13 protein-coding genes are annotated in these 17904 nt (G+C 39.1%); 3 read left to right on the top strand and 10 right to left on the bottom strand.

Going from position 1 to position 17904, the window contains the following annotated elements; translation table 11 throughout:
• Window positions 1-31 precede the first annotated feature (31 nt).
• The 5 genes from ABJQ32_13670 to ABJQ32_13650 all read right to left on the bottom strand — a co-directional run bounded on the left by ABJQ32_13670 (window position 32) and on the right by ABJQ32_13650 (window position 8731).
• Window positions 32-490, bottom strand: a complete 459-nt coding sequence (locus ABJQ32_13670) for a hypothetical protein (protein ID MEP5290692.1) — start codon at window positions 488-490, stop codon at window positions 32-34.
• 13 nt (window positions 491-503) lie between these two features.
• Complete coding sequence (locus tag ABJQ32_13665) at window positions 504-671, bottom strand: hypothetical protein (protein MEP5290691.1); 168 nt, start codon at window positions 669-671, stop codon at window positions 504-506.
• Window positions 672-728: 57 nt separating this feature from the next.
• A complete protein-coding gene (locus tag ABJQ32_13660) occupies window positions 729-2375 on the bottom strand; it encodes a LuxR family transcriptional regulator (protein MEP5290690.1) in 1647 nt (548 codons plus the stop codon).
• Complete coding sequence (locus ABJQ32_13655) at window positions 2356-5034, bottom strand: two-component regulator propeller domain-containing protein (protein ID MEP5290689.1); 2679 nt, start codon at window positions 5032-5034, stop codon at window positions 2356-2358. The genes ABJQ32_13660 and ABJQ32_13655 overlap by 20 nt, the downstream gene beginning before the upstream one ends.
• A gap of 115 nt (window positions 5035-5149) precedes the next feature.
• On the bottom strand, window positions 5150-8731 hold the full coding sequence (locus ABJQ32_13650) for a DUF5018 domain-containing protein (protein ID MEP5290688.1): 3582 nt from the start codon (window positions 8729-8731) through the stop codon (window positions 5150-5152).
• 211 nt (window positions 8732-8942) lie between these two features.
• Here ABJQ32_13650 and ABJQ32_13645 point away from each other — a divergent pair, with 211 nt between their 5' ends.
• Entirely contained in the window at window positions 8943-9521 is a 579-nt protein-coding gene (locus ABJQ32_13645; protein MEP5290687.1) for a sigma-70 family RNA polymerase sigma factor, read from the top strand.
• Complete coding sequence (locus tag ABJQ32_13640; protein ID MEP5290686.1) at window positions 9514-10194, top strand: hypothetical protein; 681 nt, start codon at window positions 9514-9516, stop codon at window positions 10192-10194. Before ABJQ32_13645 ends, ABJQ32_13640 begins: the two co-directional genes overlap by 8 nt.
• Here ABJQ32_13640 and ABJQ32_13635 read toward each other — a convergent pair.
• The 4 genes from ABJQ32_13635 to ABJQ32_13620 all read right to left on the bottom strand — a co-directional run bounded on the left by ABJQ32_13635 (window position 10172) and on the right by ABJQ32_13620 (window position 16046).
• Window positions 10172-12874: a CHAT domain-containing tetratricopeptide repeat protein gene (locus tag ABJQ32_13635; GenBank protein ID MEP5290685.1), complete on the bottom strand. Its 2703-nt coding sequence runs from the start codon at window positions 12872-12874 to the stop codon at window positions 10172-10174. The two genes, ABJQ32_13640 and ABJQ32_13635, sit on opposite strands and share 23 nt — an antisense overlap.
• Before the next feature lie 88 nt (window positions 12875-12962).
• Window positions 12963-14267 (bottom strand): TRAP transporter large permease subunit, encoded by a 1305-nt coding sequence (locus tag ABJQ32_13630; GenBank protein MEP5290684.1) that lies wholly within the window; start codon window positions 14265-14267, stop codon window positions 12963-12965.
• Entirely contained in the window at window positions 14264-15568 is a 1305-nt protein-coding gene (locus ABJQ32_13625) for a hypothetical protein (GenBank protein ID MEP5290683.1), read from the bottom strand. Before ABJQ32_13625 ends, ABJQ32_13630 begins: the two co-directional genes overlap by 4 nt.
• Window positions 15552-16046 carry a TRAP transporter small permease subunit gene (locus ABJQ32_13620; GenBank protein ID MEP5290682.1) on the bottom strand — a complete coding sequence of 165 codons (495 nt, stop codon included), beginning with the start codon at window positions 16044-16046 and terminating at the stop codon, window positions 15552-15554. Before ABJQ32_13620 ends, ABJQ32_13625 begins: the two co-directional genes overlap by 17 nt.
• A 48-nt stretch (window positions 16047-16094) precedes the next feature.
• On the opposite strand from ABJQ32_13620, the gene rlmN reads away from it, so the two are divergent.
• Window positions 16095-17135, top strand: a complete 1041-nt coding sequence (rlmN, locus tag ABJQ32_13615) for a 23S rRNA (adenine(2503)-C(2))-methyltransferase RlmN (protein ID MEP5290681.1) — start codon at window positions 16095-16097, stop codon at window positions 17133-17135.
• On the opposite strand, the gene ABJQ32_13610 is transcribed toward rlmN, so the two are convergent.
• Window positions 17130-17864, bottom strand: a complete 735-nt coding sequence (locus tag ABJQ32_13610) for a dienelactone hydrolase family protein (GenBank protein ID MEP5290680.1) — start codon at window positions 17862-17864, stop codon at window positions 17130-17132. The genes rlmN and ABJQ32_13610 overlap by 6 nt on opposite strands.
• Window positions 17865-17904 lie beyond the last annotated feature (40 nt).

Raw genomic sequence — 17904 nt, 5'->3', positions numbered from 1 at the left:
AGCCCTATCAGGGTTCTAAGCCCTGATAGGGTTAATCTAATAGCACCGAATTAATTTCTCTTACATCCTGAAAAGAAGAATGAAAATCCAGATAGGCTTTCCTATTTCCAAACCATTCCACCACTTCTTCTCTGCTCAAACTAGTAGGACGATCGCTTAAATGACTATGATAAGAGGAGTGAGGCCACTCTCGAAAGTCATCTATCAATCCATGCTTCTGGGGATTGGAATGGATGTAATAGATGAGCATGGAAAGGTAGGCGTCATTGTTTACTTCTATCCTTCGAAATGGCAACTCAAATAGTTTGCCAGTACGATCATTTTGTTTATTGATAGCTTGAGTGTAACCGTTGAAGAAATGGGAGAATTGAAGGCTGATGTATTTAGAAACCCTATCAGGGTTCAAAACCCTGATAGGATTGACTTCTGGGACAGTTTCTTTAACAGAACTATTTTCCAATATCTCAGATTCACCTTTCGTCCTTATCAAAAAATGAAAATGATTATTTAAAAGACAATACGCATATGTGTGCGATTGGGGAAATGTATTTGTCATATTTACCGAGAAAGTAGGTGTAGTTTTCTTCACGTTTGAAAATAGGCTCTCCATTAATGCCACGATTGTAGATATGGTAATATGTTTCTGGTTCGAGTGGCGGAGTATTTTTCATTTTGTCGATTTATCCAGCTAACCCTATCAGGATTCAAAATCCTGATAGGGTTATATATTACCCAGAAGTTGCCTGAAAGGCGAATTTCAATGCTTCCTTTCGGTTGGAAACGCCTAGCTTTTGATAGATGTTTTTGAGATGGAATTTCACAGTATTAGTAGATACGTAGATTTTTTCCGCTATCTGACTGTTGTTATTGTCAGTCATAGCCATTTGCAAAACTTCAAATTCTCTCTCACTCAAAGGTTCTTTGAGTGCTTTATTAATTTGCTCCAGAGAGATACTAGATTCTTCTGGTTTATAGTCAATCAGTTGTTTGATCTGCAGCCTCAACTCACTGATTTCAGATTGCATTAATTGCTCTTTGATTTTACTTCTGGAAATGAAAACATACGAAATAACAACACCAGCCAATACAGTTATTATCACCAATAATGTCAACCAAAAATTAGTCGTTTGCTCTTTTGCTAATTGAGCACTAGCAACATCATTTTGAAGCTTTAGAATCTCATTCTCATTCTCAATTTTATCTACCTCATATTTTACAGCAAGTTCAGAAGTAGCTCTTTGTGCGTCAATGGTATTGATAGAATCTGCAAGGACATTTGCAAAATTGAGCGCTTCATACGCTTGATTTGATCTTCCCACTTTTGCCAGTAATGAGGCGTATTTTTTTTGAGCGATGAGTGATTGGCCTAAGGAACGAACTTGGCCGGCAAGTTTTAGATTGTTCTCTGCCAGTGTAAGTGCTGCATTTAATTTGCCTTGTTTTTCATAGGATTCAATTAGTGTATGATTGGCTTTTAGAATCAGGTCACTTTTCTCGAGAGATGCTACTTTTTCCTTTGCCTTTGTTCCCCAATTAATCGCTTCAGCCGGGAGATTCATTTTATTGAGAATCACGGCTCTATTCACCCATCGTTCGGCCAGATTGATTTCATCATTCAATTCTTCATGAATTTGAATGGATTTTCGATTGTAGTACAACGCACTATCCCATGCCTGTTTTCTCAGAAAAGCTTTTGAAAGATTGTTGTATCGTGTGCCCAGAGAATTGTAGTTTCCGGTACTTTTTTGAAGTAATGCAATGGATTCTTTGAAGTACTTTATCGATTGGTCTACATTGTTGAGTTCGAGCGCAGCATACCCAAGTGCATTAAGGTCGAATCCGATTGCGGCCGTATCTTTTCTTTGCTTGTCAATGGCATAGGCTTCTTCCAATAGTTGCATACCTCGCTGCAAATCCCCTTGTTTCAAGAGTGCGTTAGACATATTGAAATATCCAATTGCTACTTCTGTGCTATCATTCAACTCAACAGCCAGATTAAAGGAGCGTTGGTAATATGTATAGGCCTTTTCATGGATGCCTAGTTCACTATAGCAAAACCCAACATTGCTAAGTGATTCCTGAAGTGCTTTTTGATTTTCTAAAAGCAAAATTTGGGGCTCTTCTATTGATAGTAGATAATTCTTCAGCGAGTTTTTGATATCAGCCAGATAGTAGTAGGCATCACCTTTTCTGCTATAGAGGTAGTAATAGTCTTCGTAGAATTGAGGCAATCTCAATAGGGAATCTGCTCGAGTAATGGCTTCTTCATATTTCTCACCTTCTATCAAATCATTGGCTGATTTGGCAAGATCAGATTGAGAAAATAGAACGCATGGAAGTAGAACAAAAACTAGACTAAGGCTTTTTGACCACATATATTAAGGCTTCTTTGCGATTGCTTACGCCTAATTTACTGTACGTGTTGCGCAAATGAAACTTCACAGTACTCATAGAAATGAAAAGCCCTTCGGCAATTTCCGCATTTGACTTGCCATCCAAACTCATCTGGAGTACTTCGAATTCTCTTTCAGATAGTGGAGTGGATAGCTTGCTATTCACTTCATCCATGTTGAGTGCCAGGTCTGGCGGAGAGGCATTCAAATCCATAAGTCGCTTTTGAAAAGCCTCTAATCTCAATTCTTGTGCTTCCTGATCTGCCTTTCGTTGCAGGATGTTTATGCGTGTTTTGTAGAAGCTAAATCCTGCTCCAACAATAGCTAGGCAGCAGAGTGTATAGAACCACCAGGTTTCCCAGAAGGGAGAGGATACGTTGATGGGAATAGTTTTGATTTCCCCCCAATCACCATCTGCATAGCGTGCTTTTACAGCGAAAGAATATTCACCGCCATCCAGATTGGTATAATTGGCATATCTCCGGTTGCCAGAATAAATCCAATCACTATCCAGTCCTTCTAACTTGTAGGCAAATTGCAATTTATTAGGCTGTATAAATGAAGGTGCCGAGAATCCAAAGGAGATGAAGTTTTGATTGTAGTTTAAATTGATTTGCTCACTATAGTTTATTGCTTTTTCCGATTGGTACTTTTCATTGGCTACATTGAAAGCAGTGAAGTAAACTTTTGGAGGATCGTATTTGAAATCGATAGAATCTGGATGAAATAGGGAGTAGCCTCCATAAGATCCTACTAAAATTTGATCGTCTACTCGCTCGAAGGCTCCAGAGTAGTTTACCCCGTCAGAGTTATCGTAATTGATAGTTTCTAGTGTCTCATGATCTATTCTGCTGATGCCAACATCGGTGGCTACCCATAGGTCATGATTCTTATCGAATAAGATTGATTGGATATAGTCTGAGGGCAGATTTGAGTTTGAGCTATTGATAAGTGTTTCTTTTCCATCTTCTAGCTTGATGAGTCCTGTTAATGTACCTATCCACTTTGTGCCGTGTCTGTCTTCTTTGATTGTCAAAATATGCTTGTTTCCTTGGCTGGACATACTCGTAGGACTGAAGTGTGAAATAGAATCATTTTGTGGATCATAAATGAGGATATCCTTATCGGTAGCTATCCAAAGCTTACCATCTTTTGTCTGGAAAACATCATGATTATAAGGAATGACTTTTTCATTGATTTCAAATAATGGGGAAATATCGAATGTCTCCAAGTGTATCTTGAAGGCTCCTCCATGTCGAGTCAGTATCAAGGCAAATTCGTCTGTCCATGGATGGATGGATTCCATAAAGAATTCAAGATCCATGAAAGGCCCTATTTCTAATGATCTTACCTGCCCAGTCCTCTTATTGAATAGTTTTAGTCCACTATGTCCAACCAGTAAAATCTTGTCGCTCATCTCCAACATATCAGTAATAATCTCTGAAGAGGCATTATCGAAAGCATGTATCTTCTTTTCATTGGTCAGCTTATCGATTTCCCATAGTCCTGCTCCATAAGTACCAGCCAGGTAGTTCTTGTCATATTTTGCCGAAGCACTCGATACCCTGCCGTACAGCTCTTGAGTAAAGGAAAGAGAGTCAAAGGGAAATGTTGGTTGGATTCCATTGTAGAAGGATAATCCATTGATTCCCCCGACCCATAGCTTGTTTTCATCCGAAAAAACGGCATAGGTAAAGCCGGGGAAAACAGTTTCATAGTTTTTCAGATCAGAGGGGACAAATTGAATGTTGTTTGTCTTAAGGTCGAGAAGAGCTAATCCTTTTTTTCTAACTGCAAGCCAGTATTCTGTTTCAGATTTTCTAACGACATCCATAATCCTAACTTCCTTTTCAAGGTCTTCGAAATTTCCCTGCCAGGCATCTTCATTGATGTTGTAGATATCTGTGCCAGCATGAAAAAGGCCCCCGAGTATATGATCCTTATCTATCTGATCCGCATCAAAGAAGCCGTGTCTGTTTACGCTTTTTAGTGGGTGATCAATCACATAAAAGGATTCATTCGTTTTGTCGAACGAAATGAGACCACTTGTGGTAGCAATCCATAAAGTATCAGGACGCCATTGATCTACTATAATCGTCCGTATGGCCTTGGCTCCCTTTCTTGAAATGGATGCAAAAGGATCGTAATTGGTAACTGTACCTGTTTTCTTGTCTATTTTACTTAGACCAATTCCATTATCAAACCCTACCCAAATCACTCCGTTTTGGTCTTCAGTAATTACTCCGACCCGATCACCCGGGATACTGTTAGGATCATTTTTGTCATGCTGATAAATAGACAATGATTCAGTCTTTGGATCGAAGACGTTAATACCCCCATTGTTGGTGCCTATCCAGATAAGCCCTTCTGAATCTTGAAACAAGCAGCTTATGTAATCATTGGAGATGCCAAACCCCGATTTTTTAGTATAGAGTTTGAATTCTAATCCGTCGTACTTGCATAGCCCAGAAGAAGTACCAATCCACATAAAACCCTGATTGTCTTTGAGAAAGCACCTTACGAAGTTTCCGGGAAGTCCATCCTCTTTGGTGAATCGTTGAAACTCGGGATCTTGGGCATGTCCTGAAAAAATCAGAATGCTAAGGCATAATACAAGTAATAATTTTCCCTTGGTCAACATTGGTAGTAGTGTGACCCTTAAATTATTAAATTCATTTTAGGAAACGCACCTCAGTGAAATAAAAAAGACCGACTCCTGGAGTCGGCCCTTGCATAGCTGCTTAGTCTATGCTTCCTTAGTTTGCCTTTATGATTCTGTGATTAATGGTTTGCTTTCCGTCACTTATTCGGAGAATGTAGATACCTGGTTGAAGAGATTGAATGTCAAGTTGAATGGTATTACCTGCTTTCGATTGAATACTTCTTCCGTTTAAATCGAGCATTTTCACTGATATTGCTTGTTTGGCATCTACCTGAATAAAGTCACTTGAAGGATTAGGATAAACCGACACTTGCACATCATCCAACCCAAGTGGCGGATCTTCTTTAGTGATAGTTACTGTCCAGTCTTGCGTGCCTCCATTTTCTGCTGCAATGGTGTAGGTCACAGTATTTGTAAAATCTTGAGCGACTTCTGGAGAAATAGAAGCACCTTCAGAAATAGTGATGGTCGGATTTAACGCGGTGATGTTCGCATCGAAAGGAACAATCACTGAGACGGTATGAGCCGTAGCATCAATGATAGAGCTTCCTACTTGACCTGAAACGGAGAAAGTAAGCATATCCGTACCTGAAAGCTGCTCTGCTTGAACTTCCACTGTCCATCCCTGTGTGCTACCATCTTCTGCCGTGACTGTATACACAAAGGCGTTGGTGAAATCTTGTGCGCCTTCTGGAGAAATAGATGCCCCAGGAGATAGCGTAAACTCAGGGGCAAGACTTGTGACGTCAGTACCTCTGGATACTGTCAAGCTCACTATGTGAGCAGAAAGATCAATACTAGCGTCTCCAGTCTGATTTTCTACTGCGAAAGAAAGGATATCCGTGCCGGTATATTTGTCTACATCGACAGTAACTATCCAGGCTTGCGTGTTACCAAATTCAGAAGTGACTGTGTAAATGACAGAGTTGGTAAAATCTTGTGCTCCATCTAAATCAATGGATGCTAGTTCAGAAATTGTAATGTCTGGAGTAAGCTCAGTCACGTCAGTTCCAGCAGGCACTTTCACGGTGATGATTCTGTTTTGTTCATCAATGGAAGCTGCTTCTGATTGTTCTGCCAACGAAAACGTAAGTATCTCGACTTCTTCGCTGATGGCACGAATGCGATAAAGTTCAGTCCCAAGTTCATCGGTATCTCCAGCGAGATATACATAGTTACCTAAGAAGATTCTATCATCATCTTCGTCTAAATTGAATTCTGTGATGAAATCGAGATTAGTTCCATCAAATCTCCAAAGCCCTTCTAGATCTTCAGCAATTGAAAGCCCTATCTGATCACCCAATGGATCTTCCGCACCACTAAAATTTGCTGCGGTAAAATAAAGATATGGACCGTGAGCAAATAAGTTACTTGGATAGGAGTTGCCATTCCCCTCATTAATGTCTCTTGCAAGGGAGGCAGAGGTTCCATCATATTTGAATAGCTCAGAGCCAGTGTCATTAGTTCGTGCTCTAAAGTAGAGTACGCCGTTTAGTTGCGTGAATTCTCCAGGAGATGAACCAAGAGATCCTGGCCGTATATCAATTATACTAGCATCTGTCCCATCGTATGACCAAAACTCGTTTCCGTTGGAGCCATCATCAGCACTAAAAAATAGCTTTCCGTCATATTCTGTAAAATAGAAAGGGAATGAGCTTCCATTACCAGGGTTGATGTCAATGATCTCTACAGCAGTGCCATCATACTTGCAAAGCTCTCTTCCACTAGGTGTATTAGCAACGAAATATACCATTTCATTGAATTCAAACAAATCGTAAACACTAGTAGATGATGACGGATTCAAATCGGTTACAAGCGTCACATCTGTGCCATCAAATTTGAATAACTCTCTCCCCACAGTGGCATTCTGAGCAGTGAAGTAGAGGTCATCACCGGCGGCATAGAAATCTCGTGGTTGACCGATTCCTTCGGTAACCAAATCAAAGGCTAAAGAAACTTCTGTTCCATTGAATTGATAGATTTGACGACCATCAGTATCTGTTGCTGCGAAGTAAAGAATATCATTTACTACCTCCAATTCTTCGGGCTCTGATGATCCCTCGGTGTTGATGTCGAATATTTGTACATCTGCTCCATAAAAAACATAGAGTTCTCCGTCATCTTCATCATCATATCCAAGATATGCGAGTCCACCATTGAATGCAGTCAACTCGTAATGTTCTTCCCCAACTGGTGTGGAAGAGATATCCGAGATTTTGGAAGTGATGGTGCCATCTGAAGTGAAAATATTACTTTCAATGTTATCCTCTGTGGCAGTGAAATAGAATCTTTCGCCATCACCAACCAGATTAAAAAGGTTTGATCCCTCATTTATACCATTAGTCACAACAACCGATGCATCGATTCCGTCATATCTCCAAAGATGCCATCCTTGTGTGCCAGATCCTTCTAGTGCAGTAAAGTAGATCTCGCCGTTGAGTTCAGTTATGTGTCTTGGTGCCGAGGTTTCTTCTCCTGGTCGAATAACGATTTCTGTAAGAGTCGTCCCATCATATTTCCATAGTTCTGAGCGTTGTTCAACACTACCGTAACCTTGGAAGTAAACGGTATTTCCAATAGCAGTCAGAAAGTCTATAAATGCCTCTCCATTGCGATCCGAATTGTTTGGATTCACATCAATTGAAGTGATGGTAGTACCATCATATTTGTATAAATCTTTTTCAGAAACTCCATCACGAGCAACAAAGTATAAGTAGTCATCTGTTGCAACTAACCGGTTAACCTGAGAGCTTTCTGATCCAGGATAAATATCTGATACAAGAGATGCAGTGGTTCCATCATATTGCCATAATTCGGTGCTTTGATCTACCGAAGCAAAAGCGCTGAAATAGAAAATCCCATTGAATTCGGTGATGTTCCTGGGTGTAGAACCGCCTGTGGGATTGATATCTGCAGCAAGAGTAACATTTGTGCCATCGTATTGATAGAGTTCACTAAAAGCCTGAAAGACCACTATGTTTTCATTCCTTGCAAAGGAAGGACCGTTTGACCCCACTGACCCAATTGCTCCAGTACGAATATCTTCTAACAAGGAAACATTAGTCCCATCGTATTTCCATAGTTCATTTCCAACTACTCCATCGTCGGCAAAAAACAATAATTCATTATTGAACACATAAAAATATTCTGGCTCTGAACTTCCAGATCCTGTTTGAATATCTATGACTGTAGCAGTGGTTCCATCATATTTCCAAAGTTCAGTGCCATTCGTTGCATCCTCTGCAGAAAAATAGAGTGCTCCATCATATTCAATGAGATTGCCGGGGTTAGAAGCTCCGGACGGATTAATATCAATCAGAGAAACCTCTCCATTCAAATATTGATACAGCTCTGCCCCTCCGGTTCCTTCTTCTCTTGCAGAGAAATAGACCACCTCTCCAACAGCGGTAAAGTTTTCAGGTTCGGAATTTCCAAACTCATAAAGTTCGAATGGCTCGAAGGTGGTCCCATCATATACGCCAAGCTCAGTACCATTCAAAGCCGCTCGGAAGAAGAGCTTGCCATTAATTGATTCCAGTTTCTGGCTAAAAGAGGGTAAGGTTCGAGTAAGTTTTGTATTGATATCCTCAACCAATTCTGGTTGCTGAGCTTTTACGCTTCCCACTCCAAGCATAATGAGGAGGAATAGAAATAAGGGTAAGTAAGTTTTTTTCATGTGTGTACTATTTTTTTCTAAAGGCACATGGAATTCGCATGAATTCTAAGGCATACTTAAATGCGATTACTCAATCATGCTCATTTCATAAGGCTTTTGCGATTTTGTTACACACTTAGTCACTGCTTTTGCAGAATGTGAACATGGCTTTGATTTTTTTTTATTTTTATTTGAAGTGATGTTCACGTTTAAGCATTTCACAGACCAATAAGTGAGAATTAGTTTTTCAAAAAGCGAAACCCAGATACTAGAACAAATCCGTTCTGGTGATGAAAAAGCGATGGAACGTATCTATCATGCATATCGAAGTGAGTTTTTGATCTGGAGCATGGATAAGTACAATGTATCCGAAGACGATGCGCTCGATCATTATCAGGATGCGGTTACAATCTTTTTTGAGAAGGTTTCGAATGGCATGCTTGAGAAAATTGAAAGTACAATCAAGACGTACCTTTTTGGAATTGGAAAAAATAAGATCCGACAGAAGTTTCAGAAGGACGCAAAAGCTGATGATCATTTGGATGGGATGACAGAGCACTATCAATTTTTAGGAGAAGGGGTTGAAAATCACAGCACATTTGAGGAGGCAAAAAATCTTGCAGTGAATGCGTTTAATCAGCTAGGAGAATCTTGTAAGAAATTGCTTAAGTACTTCTATTTCGAAAAGAAATCGATGATTGAAATCTCCAAATTAATGGGACATAAAAATGAAGGAGTTTCTAGAACATCAAAGAAAAGGTGCCTGGAGAAGATTAGAGAACAGCTGAAAAATACTAACGAGGATGGATGAGTTACTGGAAAAATACCTTAGTCTATCTGAAGAGGAGAGAGCAGCTTTTGAAAAAGAACTTTCTCCTGAACAACGTGCATTCCTTGCTCAGGAACTAGGCATCATGGAAGGCCTCAATGAAGAGTTCCGTAAAGAGTTAAAATCGAAAGTGAGTGCTTTTGAAGAAAGAAGTCATCGAGCAAGAAAGATGAATCCTGCCTTTATCGGAGTGGCAGCCTCATTTTTGCTGATTTCTTCACTTGTTGTTTATCTCATGCGTGATGAGTCGTCACTATTTGATCAGTACTATGAAGTGTATCCTAACTATGAGGTTACTTCCCTTAGAGGTCAGGAAGATTCCTCCGTTCGGGAAAAAGCATACAAGGCGTATGATCAAAGAAATTATAAGCTGGCGATTGTAGAATTTACCAAACTTGATTCACTCTTAGGAGCGGATTATTTATTTAGAGGTATTGCCAGGATTCAGATAAAGAACTATAAAGACGCATTATCTGATTTTAATGCGGTCATCGACCTTCACGATAAAGATTATGAAAGTGCTGCGCAATGGTATACCGCTTTGATTAAACTGAAACAAGAGGAACAAGAAGAAGCTATTCCAATTTTGGAAAAACTAAGCAACGGTCAGTCTGAGTTTGCTAGTGTTTCAACTAAACTTCTGGAGCAACTTTAGATTTTCGTTTCCTTCTATAAACCGTCAGGATCATCACGATTACAAGAACGCCCGGGATTACCCAGACGAGAAGGTTTGCATCTTCCTCAATCGGACTATTGTCACCGATCAGCACGAATCCTCCCCAGTAAAATGGGTGACGAGCTTTGCCTTTTGCAGTTGCTAAGTATTGCTTGCGAGCATTGTTGAGCGCCACATCTTTTGCCTGTCCATCTTTTAGATTTTGATAGAAATGCTTCATCAGCTCTGGAGTGGACTTGTCAGATGCAGGCCATAGGCTTACGACTGTAGCAGGAACTCCAGCGTAGGCAAATGCTCTGGAAAGACTCATCACACCTTCTCCTTTTTGAATTTTGCCAAAACCAGTATTACAGGCACTTAATGTGACAAGTTGGGCGTTGAGGTTTAGGTTATAGATTTCAAAGAAATGCAACTTCCCGTCCTTTTTCTGAACAGTATCAGTCTTGCTCATTTGAAGAAAAGAAGCTTCTGGTGAGAGCTCATCTATCACCGCATGAGTAGCAAGATGGATGATTCCTGCATCTGAACTGTGTTTTCGAAATTCCTCTTCAGTGGCCAACTGATCTGTCAGAACTTGTCCTCTGAGAATGGATGAGATACTTTCAATTTCAATTTTTGCTCCTGGCAAATTGCCATACTGCTCGTTGTAGAGCAATGTATCAGTTGTAATGCTAGAAAAGTCAGGCGCTAATCCGAGATAGTCTGAATTGGCAGTTTTCAAACCTTTGATTTCCTCGTCTGCGAAGATTGTTGAAGAGTAATGATAGCTGATGTTGAATTTCTCAAAGAGAAATTTATTCTCATGTAGCAATTCAAATGGAAAGAGCTGTAATGATGGAGATCGAGCTATTACAAGTGTTTCAATTTTTTGAGTGTCTAGAATTAGAGAAATTCTGCCAAAAAGGTAATCATATAATAAGTCGTTGCTTTTCGAATTTTCTATTGGCTTTTGTTCAAGTATTTCTTTTCTGAACTCTGATACTACCTCTTCGAGCCTTTCGTCTGTCTTTTGAGATAAAAAAACAGCCGTGTCTTTTGTTATCAAAGAAGTATACAATGTTTCCCCAGATGTATATGAAGAAACAACACCAGTTTTTTGAGTGAGATTTTTAAGTTTTTCTTGAATCGTTTTTAAAGAAACTGGCTTAAAATTATACTTAGTCTGATGGTATTTTGGGTATTTGTTTTTGATTCGAATCAAAAGACTATCTAGAGATTGCTCAAGCTCAAATCGAGTTGTTTCAAGTATTTGTAGGGAGTCCCCCTTATCACTTTTTTGCTTGAGAATTTTCGTCTTTACACGCTCCAATTTAGAAATTAAAAGAGCTTCTTTATTTGCGATCTCTTCTGGAAGAATATTGCTTGACTTAGCTATCACTTCCAAAAATCTTAGTTGGACCCTTGTGATACTTTGCTTTTCGAAGAAAAAATGAATTTTTTCAAGGATTGCAGGATCTCCATACTTTTCATAAATTCTTATGTAATCTCTTATTGCTTTGAAATATAATTCTTCAGAATAATAGCCAAGATTTGACTGGTCAGAACTTGACAATCCCATACGAATTTCATCTACTTGTTGATCTGCTAAATCATAGGTATTGTAAAGTGTCTGTAAATCCTTTTCCAAAGGAACTTTCAAGTATTTACCAGACAATGCTTCTCCTTTTAATTTCAGGATCATAAATTGCTGAAACACATCGTTTACGTTCGTCAATTTTGGGTTTTCGTGATAATCCATTTTTTCAAAATCATAAACATTGGCTTTTAAGGCTTTTTGAAGATAAATGAGTGCCGAGTCGTATTGTTCTAGGGCGTTGTATGCTCTTCCTACATCCCCATAGATCCAAACAGCATGTGGATGTATTTGAGGCAGTGAAGATGACAGATAGTTTGCAGCAGATTTAAACGTATTAAGAGCGTCTTCTAGCTTATTGGAATCCATAAAAATGTATCCTTTTGAATGGAGTGTTTTTCCAATTGCTAAACTATCTACCTCTTTCATACTATGAAGCAACAACAAACTCTCATCATAATGGAATGAGGCCTTGTTTAGACGTCCCAATCCCCAATAACAATTTCCAATGGCGAGAAGACACTTACTTTCCAAAAGTTTATTCTTATTGCTACTTTCAATGATTTCTTGGAACAAGCGAATAGCAGAGTCATAGTGCGCTTGATAGTAAAATGCTCCGGCGATATTAAATGCAATTTTCCTTTTTAATCGCTCTGAATTTGATAATAATCTGGCAGCTGCCATAGCCTGATTGAGATAGGATACACCTTTCGATATGGAGGCTTGACTTCCTACATAGTTTAATCCTATAGCATTATGTGAGATTGCGATGAGTCTTTTATCCCCAGAAATTAAGCTCGAATACTCCAATATCAATTTTTCGCTTATAGATATGGCTTCATTATATTTTTGTGATTGAGCCATCATGTCCAGGCGAAATGAAACGGCTTCTACATAAAGATTATATTCTTCCGCATTATTGAAAATGACGGCTGCAGAATCAAAAAGAAGTTCAGCACTATTGTAATTTCCCTCTTCTTCCATTCTCTGCCCTTCTTCCATTAGGGTGACACCTTCGGAAACATTGTATTGACTATACACACAGGCGCACGTGCAGAAAAAAAATAGAAAATGAAGTGCTTTCATGTAGCCAATTTAGTCTTGGTTTTTTGTTTTAGTTTATAGTCTCGATATGCATAACTAAGAAAAAGAATGAATGTTAATTCGGTGGAGTTCATCCTACCAAATTAATCATCTCAGGAAATAAAATCAGCAGAATAAGAAATAGTAACTGTATGATTACAAATGGGACAATGCCCTGATAGATATGGCTGGTTTTTACTTCTGGAGGCGCCACACCTTTGAGATAGAACAAGGCAAAACCAAAAGGAGGTGTGAGAAATGAAGTTTGAAGGTTGACGGCAAGCAATATACCTACCCATATCAAATCAATACCTAATGAAACAAAGATTGGAGCAACTACAGGCACAATGATGAATACGATTTCAATAAAGTCAATAAAAAATCCTGAAATGAATACAATGATCATGACCAAAATTAAAAACCCAGTAGCATTCAGGTTAGCACTCTGAATCAGATCCAAGAGAAATTTATCACCTTCCAGACCTCTAAACACAAGAGAAAAAGCAGTAGCACCTACCAAAATCATAAAGACCATGGAGGTGAGCATGGTTGTTTCCCTCATCACCTCCTTTAGCATTTTTACATGAAATTTCTTGCTGATTATAGCAAGAATCATAGCTCCAAACGCACCAACTCCAGCAGCCTCCGTGGGAGAAGCTATACCAGCGAAAATGGATCCCAGAACGATTAAAATTAAGATGAAAGGGAAAAGGAATGATTTGACTACCTCCATGGAAAAACCTTCGCTTCTAAATTCCTGGAGTTTTTCTTTAGAGACTTTAGGTACTCTATCAGGGTAAATTTGCCCATACACAATGATGTAAATCAGGTATATCAAGACGAGTGCCACTCCGGGAACAATTGCTGCAAGAAACAGATCACCAACAGACACATTTAAAACACTTCCCAGTAAGACGAGTACAACCGATGGAGGTATGATTTGACCCAATGTGCCGGAAGAAGCAATGACGCCAGTACTTATTCTCGGACCATAACCATTTTTCAACATGGTAGGTAAACTGATGAGCCCCATCGTCACAACTGTAGCCCCAACAATACCAGTAGAAGCTGCCAGCATGGCGCCTACAACGACTACAGCAATCGCTAAACCACCTCGAATATTTCCAAAAAGCATGCTCATGGTATGAAGAAGTTTTTCAGCAATGCCAGACTTTTCCAGCATGATTCCCATGAAGATAAAAAGAGGAACTGCAAGCAAAACAAAGTTTTGCATGGTGCCATAAACCCGAAGAGAGAGGAGGTAAAAAAAGTCTGAATCAAAAACGAAAAGACCAACTAAAATGGATAGCCCACCCAACGTAAATGCTACTGGGTAACCTACTAGGATCGCAAGAAAGATTACCCCGAACAGGATGAGTGGTAGATACTCTATCACGGCTTATCGTAAACAAAATAGATGTTGCTCATTTCTTGCATGGAGAAGTTTTCCTTTTCCACTACGTTTTTGGCAGCTTTATTCATACCAGTTGTATCGATTCCTACTCTCAAGAAGTGAGAGCCCCTTTCAAGTTGACTGATGTCTATAAAAGAGGTAAATCCAAATTCATAATTTACTGGATGCTGCGTTTTGAACCATTGGATATTCCAAATTCTTGTGCTGTCAATACGAATGCTCAACCTTTTATTGAAAAACGCAGAAACTGAATCTGATGAAAGGACATCCCATTTAGTTTTGTTTAGTTTCCCTTCAAAAGTGTAGACTCCACCTAAAGATCCGACATTTCTAATAAATACTTTAAGTGTATTTTGTTGGATGATGTCTGATTGAATAGTAGTGACTAAATGATCGTGTTCGTTTCTAGTACTTTCATAATTTGCACCATTATAATCACCACTAGCGCTTGCTTTATAGTAGTTCTCTGTCTTATTACGAGAAATAGATCCATTTAAATAAACAAATCCGGCAGTCACTCCAAGTACAATGAAAGGGATCAAGTATGATTTCCAGCCTTTGGTGTTTGAAATAAGTACTAAAAGAGACCTTCTATAGAGAAAGGATAGAGTGACAATCCTAAAGAAATAAGCAACGTAGTAAAACCAATCGGCAGACCAATTCTTTCTTCTGAAATATCCGTTTGTCAAAAAATCGATAAATACGATTAGGCATAATAGAAAATAGAAAAGGATAAAAAATCCGACAGGAACAGCAAAGTATGGATTTTCATTCATTAGTGGAGTTACAAACTCAAAGAAGAAAATGAATGAGAAGATAAGTGCGGTAAATCCTACAAGTGTTCCGAAAAAGATAAATGAGATACCGTAGATGATTGAAGAGAGTTCTTCAAGTCTTAATACCATCTTTACCAAAGAGCCAGATTTTTGCAATTCTTTTTTGAACTGACCTTTGAATTTAAGTGCATCCTGGTTTACACCTTTGGGAAATACATAACTTAAGCCAACCGAACCTACCCAGATTCCTCGTACGAGGATATGAAGGATGTACCCAAAACTCAATAGTTTAACAGCTTTTTCTAAAAGCGAAAAAAGGTTGTGCATACTGCTCCCTCTATCAAAACTTTGCAAAGCTGTCCTGTCCAGATAATCTGGTACCTGATACAACGCATATAGCACAAGTGCTGATATGAGCAATTCAGCCTCCCAGCTATTTAATTGGATGGTTTTGAGCCATTGAGGAGTTTTTTCTCCAGCTTCTTTTTTCTTATTTTTTTCGTCCATTCAGGATGGTTTTAAGCGATTTAATAGACAATGAAATTCCTTGAAGCCCGAGCAAAAGGAAACCAATAGGGATTGTTGATTTGATGATATATCTCATAGGCAACCCTCCAGGTTGTGGGCTGGTTTCACCAAGTAGATAAGAGGTTTTTACAAATGACAAAGATTCCCAGAAAGCTACGGCACAAAATGGAAGCAGGAGTACAATGGTTCCTACTAGATTTACCCAGGCCTTTGAGACCTCAGAAAATTTGTGATAAAAAACATCAACTCTTACGTGTTTATCTTCTTGTAATGCCCAAGAAGCACCTAGCATAAATACAATAGCAAAAAGGTGCCACTCTAGTTCAAATGAAGCGGCGGAAGTCATACTCAAGGAGTATCGAAGGATGACGTCCACTACAATTACCAAAACCAGCAAAAGAGTAAGCCATGATACAGCCTTCCCAATGGTATTATTTAGTTTATCAATCAGGGTCACTTGACGAAAATAGTAAAAGAACCAATACCATATTCATACCTTTGCAAAATGCAAGATATTCGTAAAGAATCGCTAGACGGATTAATGAGTTGGTTTGAGGCCAATGGAGAGAAAAAGTTTCGTGCTAAACAAGTATGGGAATGGCTGTGGGAGAAGTCTGCAAAGACATTCGATGAAATGTCGAACCTTTCAAAGGGATTGAGAGATAAGCTAAAAGAAGAATACAGTATCAACCACATTGCACTAGATAATTCTCAGCTTTCAAATGATGGCACCATCAAGTCCGCTTTTCGATTGCATGATAAACATTTGATTGAGGGGGTGTTAATTCCCGCAGATGATCGTATGACCGCTTGTGTTTCTTCTCAAGTTGGGTGTTCACTGAGTTGCAAGTTTTGTGCTACGGGCTACATGAAGCGGGAGAGAAACCTAGATGCAGGGGAAATTTATGACCAAGTGGTTGCTATTCGCGATCAAGCAGAAGAGCATTATCAAAAACCACTTTCTAACATAGTTTTCATGGGCATGGGTGAACCTCTTCTTAACTATAAAGGAATGATGAAGGGGATTGATCGAATCACTTCCGAAGATGGCCTGAATATGTCTCCTAAGCGAATTACTGTTTCTACAGCAGGTATCGCTAAGATGATCACTAAACTGGCGGACGATGAAGTAAAGTTTAATCTAGCATTATCCCTTCATGCAGCAGATGATAAGAAGCGGGATACCATCATGCCTATCAATGAAACAAACACCCTCGATGCTTTAATGGATTCATTGCGTTACTTCTATGAAAAGACCGGTAATCGAATCACATTTGAATACATACTCTTTTATGATTTCAACGATTCAATTGAGGATGCAGAAAAATTATTGAAATATGCTCGCAGGGTGCCCACTCGGATCAACATTATTGAATACAATCCAATCTCAGAGGCGTCATTCAGTAAAGCGGACCCGGAGACCATTGATCGTTTTGCCAATCACTTGATAAAAGGAGGAATTCATACCAGTGTGAGAAGAAGTCGAGGTAAAGATATTGATGCAGCTTGTGGGCAACTTGCTAACAAGAGCAAGGTTGCATCATAGAAATTGACTTAAAAAAGAAGTGACAGCTTTCCAATATTCTTCATTGCCATTAGTCTTTTCCCACAGTGCTGAGGATCCATGCTTACCTTGAGATTCAGGTAGAAAATAAGTCTTTTCAGAAGATATTGATTCATACATCTTCCACCAGTTGCCTTTCTCACTTTTTGCAGAAGTAATGAAGACCGGATATTTAATGTTTTTAACACTACTTGTAATGAAGTCACCAGACTCTCCATCATTCTTGAAATACTCACCTGGGGAGAATGAAAGCACCCCTCTCACTTCAGTATAGCTTGCGCATTTCAATACCAAAGAAGAAGAATAGGAGCTTCCCCAAATGATTGGGTGCTCGTTTGCTAAATCATTGCTTTTAACATATTCGATTGCCGCTTCAATATCTGGAATAGTGTTCACATATTTAGTTGGCTTACCAGCACTTCGGGCATTTTTAGTAGTAAGATTCTCAATACCATTGGCAGCATTCCCAGATCTGAGATCAACGGCGAGACAGTTAAAACCCATAGCATTAAGTTTGGGTGCTATTTCCTGATACTCACCGCGGCTGTATCCTGCCTGATGAAACAGAATGATGAATGGAGCCGATTTGTCATGTGAAGCATACAGATCAGCTACAACACTAATCGCATCTTTCGACGGAAATGAGATCTGTTTTTGAGCGGTAGCACTTAACGAAAAAGCTATGAGCGCAATGAAGATTGTATTTTTCATAAGACAAGAGTAGCTATTTAATTATACGTAGATCATATTA

Origin of the sequence: Marinobacter alexandrii (genome assembly GCA_039984955.1) — a bacterium.
In the GTDB taxonomy this organism is placed as follows: domain Bacteria; phylum Bacteroidota; class Bacteroidia; order Cytophagales; family Cyclobacteriaceae; genus Ekhidna.
This window is presented reverse-complemented; position numbering and strand designations above follow the sequence as displayed.

Excerpts from the sequence above, each read along its gene's own strand:
- ABJQ32_13665 (MEP5290691.1), bottom strand. The coding sequence starts at position 671 with ATGAAAAATACTCCGCCACTCGAACCAGAAACATATTACCATATCTAC.
- ABJQ32_13660 (MEP5290690.1), bottom strand. The coding sequence starts at position 2,375 with ATGTGGTCAAAAAGCCTTAGTCTAGTTTTTGTTCTACTTCCATGCGTT.
- ABJQ32_13655 (MEP5290689.1), bottom strand. The coding sequence starts at position 5,034 with ATGTTGACCAAGGGAAAATTATTACTTGTATTATGCCTTAGCATTCTG.
- ABJQ32_13650 (MEP5290688.1), bottom strand. The coding sequence starts at position 8,731 with ATGAAAAAAACTTACTTACCCTTATTTCTATTCCTCCTCATTATGCTT.
- ABJQ32_13640 (MEP5290686.1), top strand. The coding sequence starts at position 9,514 with ATGGATGAGTTACTGGAAAAATACCTTAGTCTATCTGAAGAGGAGAGA.
- ABJQ32_13635 (MEP5290685.1), bottom strand. The coding sequence starts at position 12,874 with ATGAAAGCACTTCATTTTCTATTTTTTTTCTGCACGTGCGCCTGTGTG.
- ABJQ32_13625 (MEP5290683.1), bottom strand. The coding sequence starts at position 15,568 with ATGGACGAAAAAAATAAGAAAAAAGAAGCTGGAGAAAAAACTCCTCAA.
- rlmN (MEP5290681.1), top strand. The coding sequence starts at position 16,095 with ATGCAAGATATTCGTAAAGAATCGCTAGACGGATTAATGAGTTGGTTT.
- ABJQ32_13610 (MEP5290680.1), bottom strand. The coding sequence starts at position 17,864 with ATGAAAAATACAATCTTCATTGCGCTCATAGCTTTTTCGTTAAGTGCT.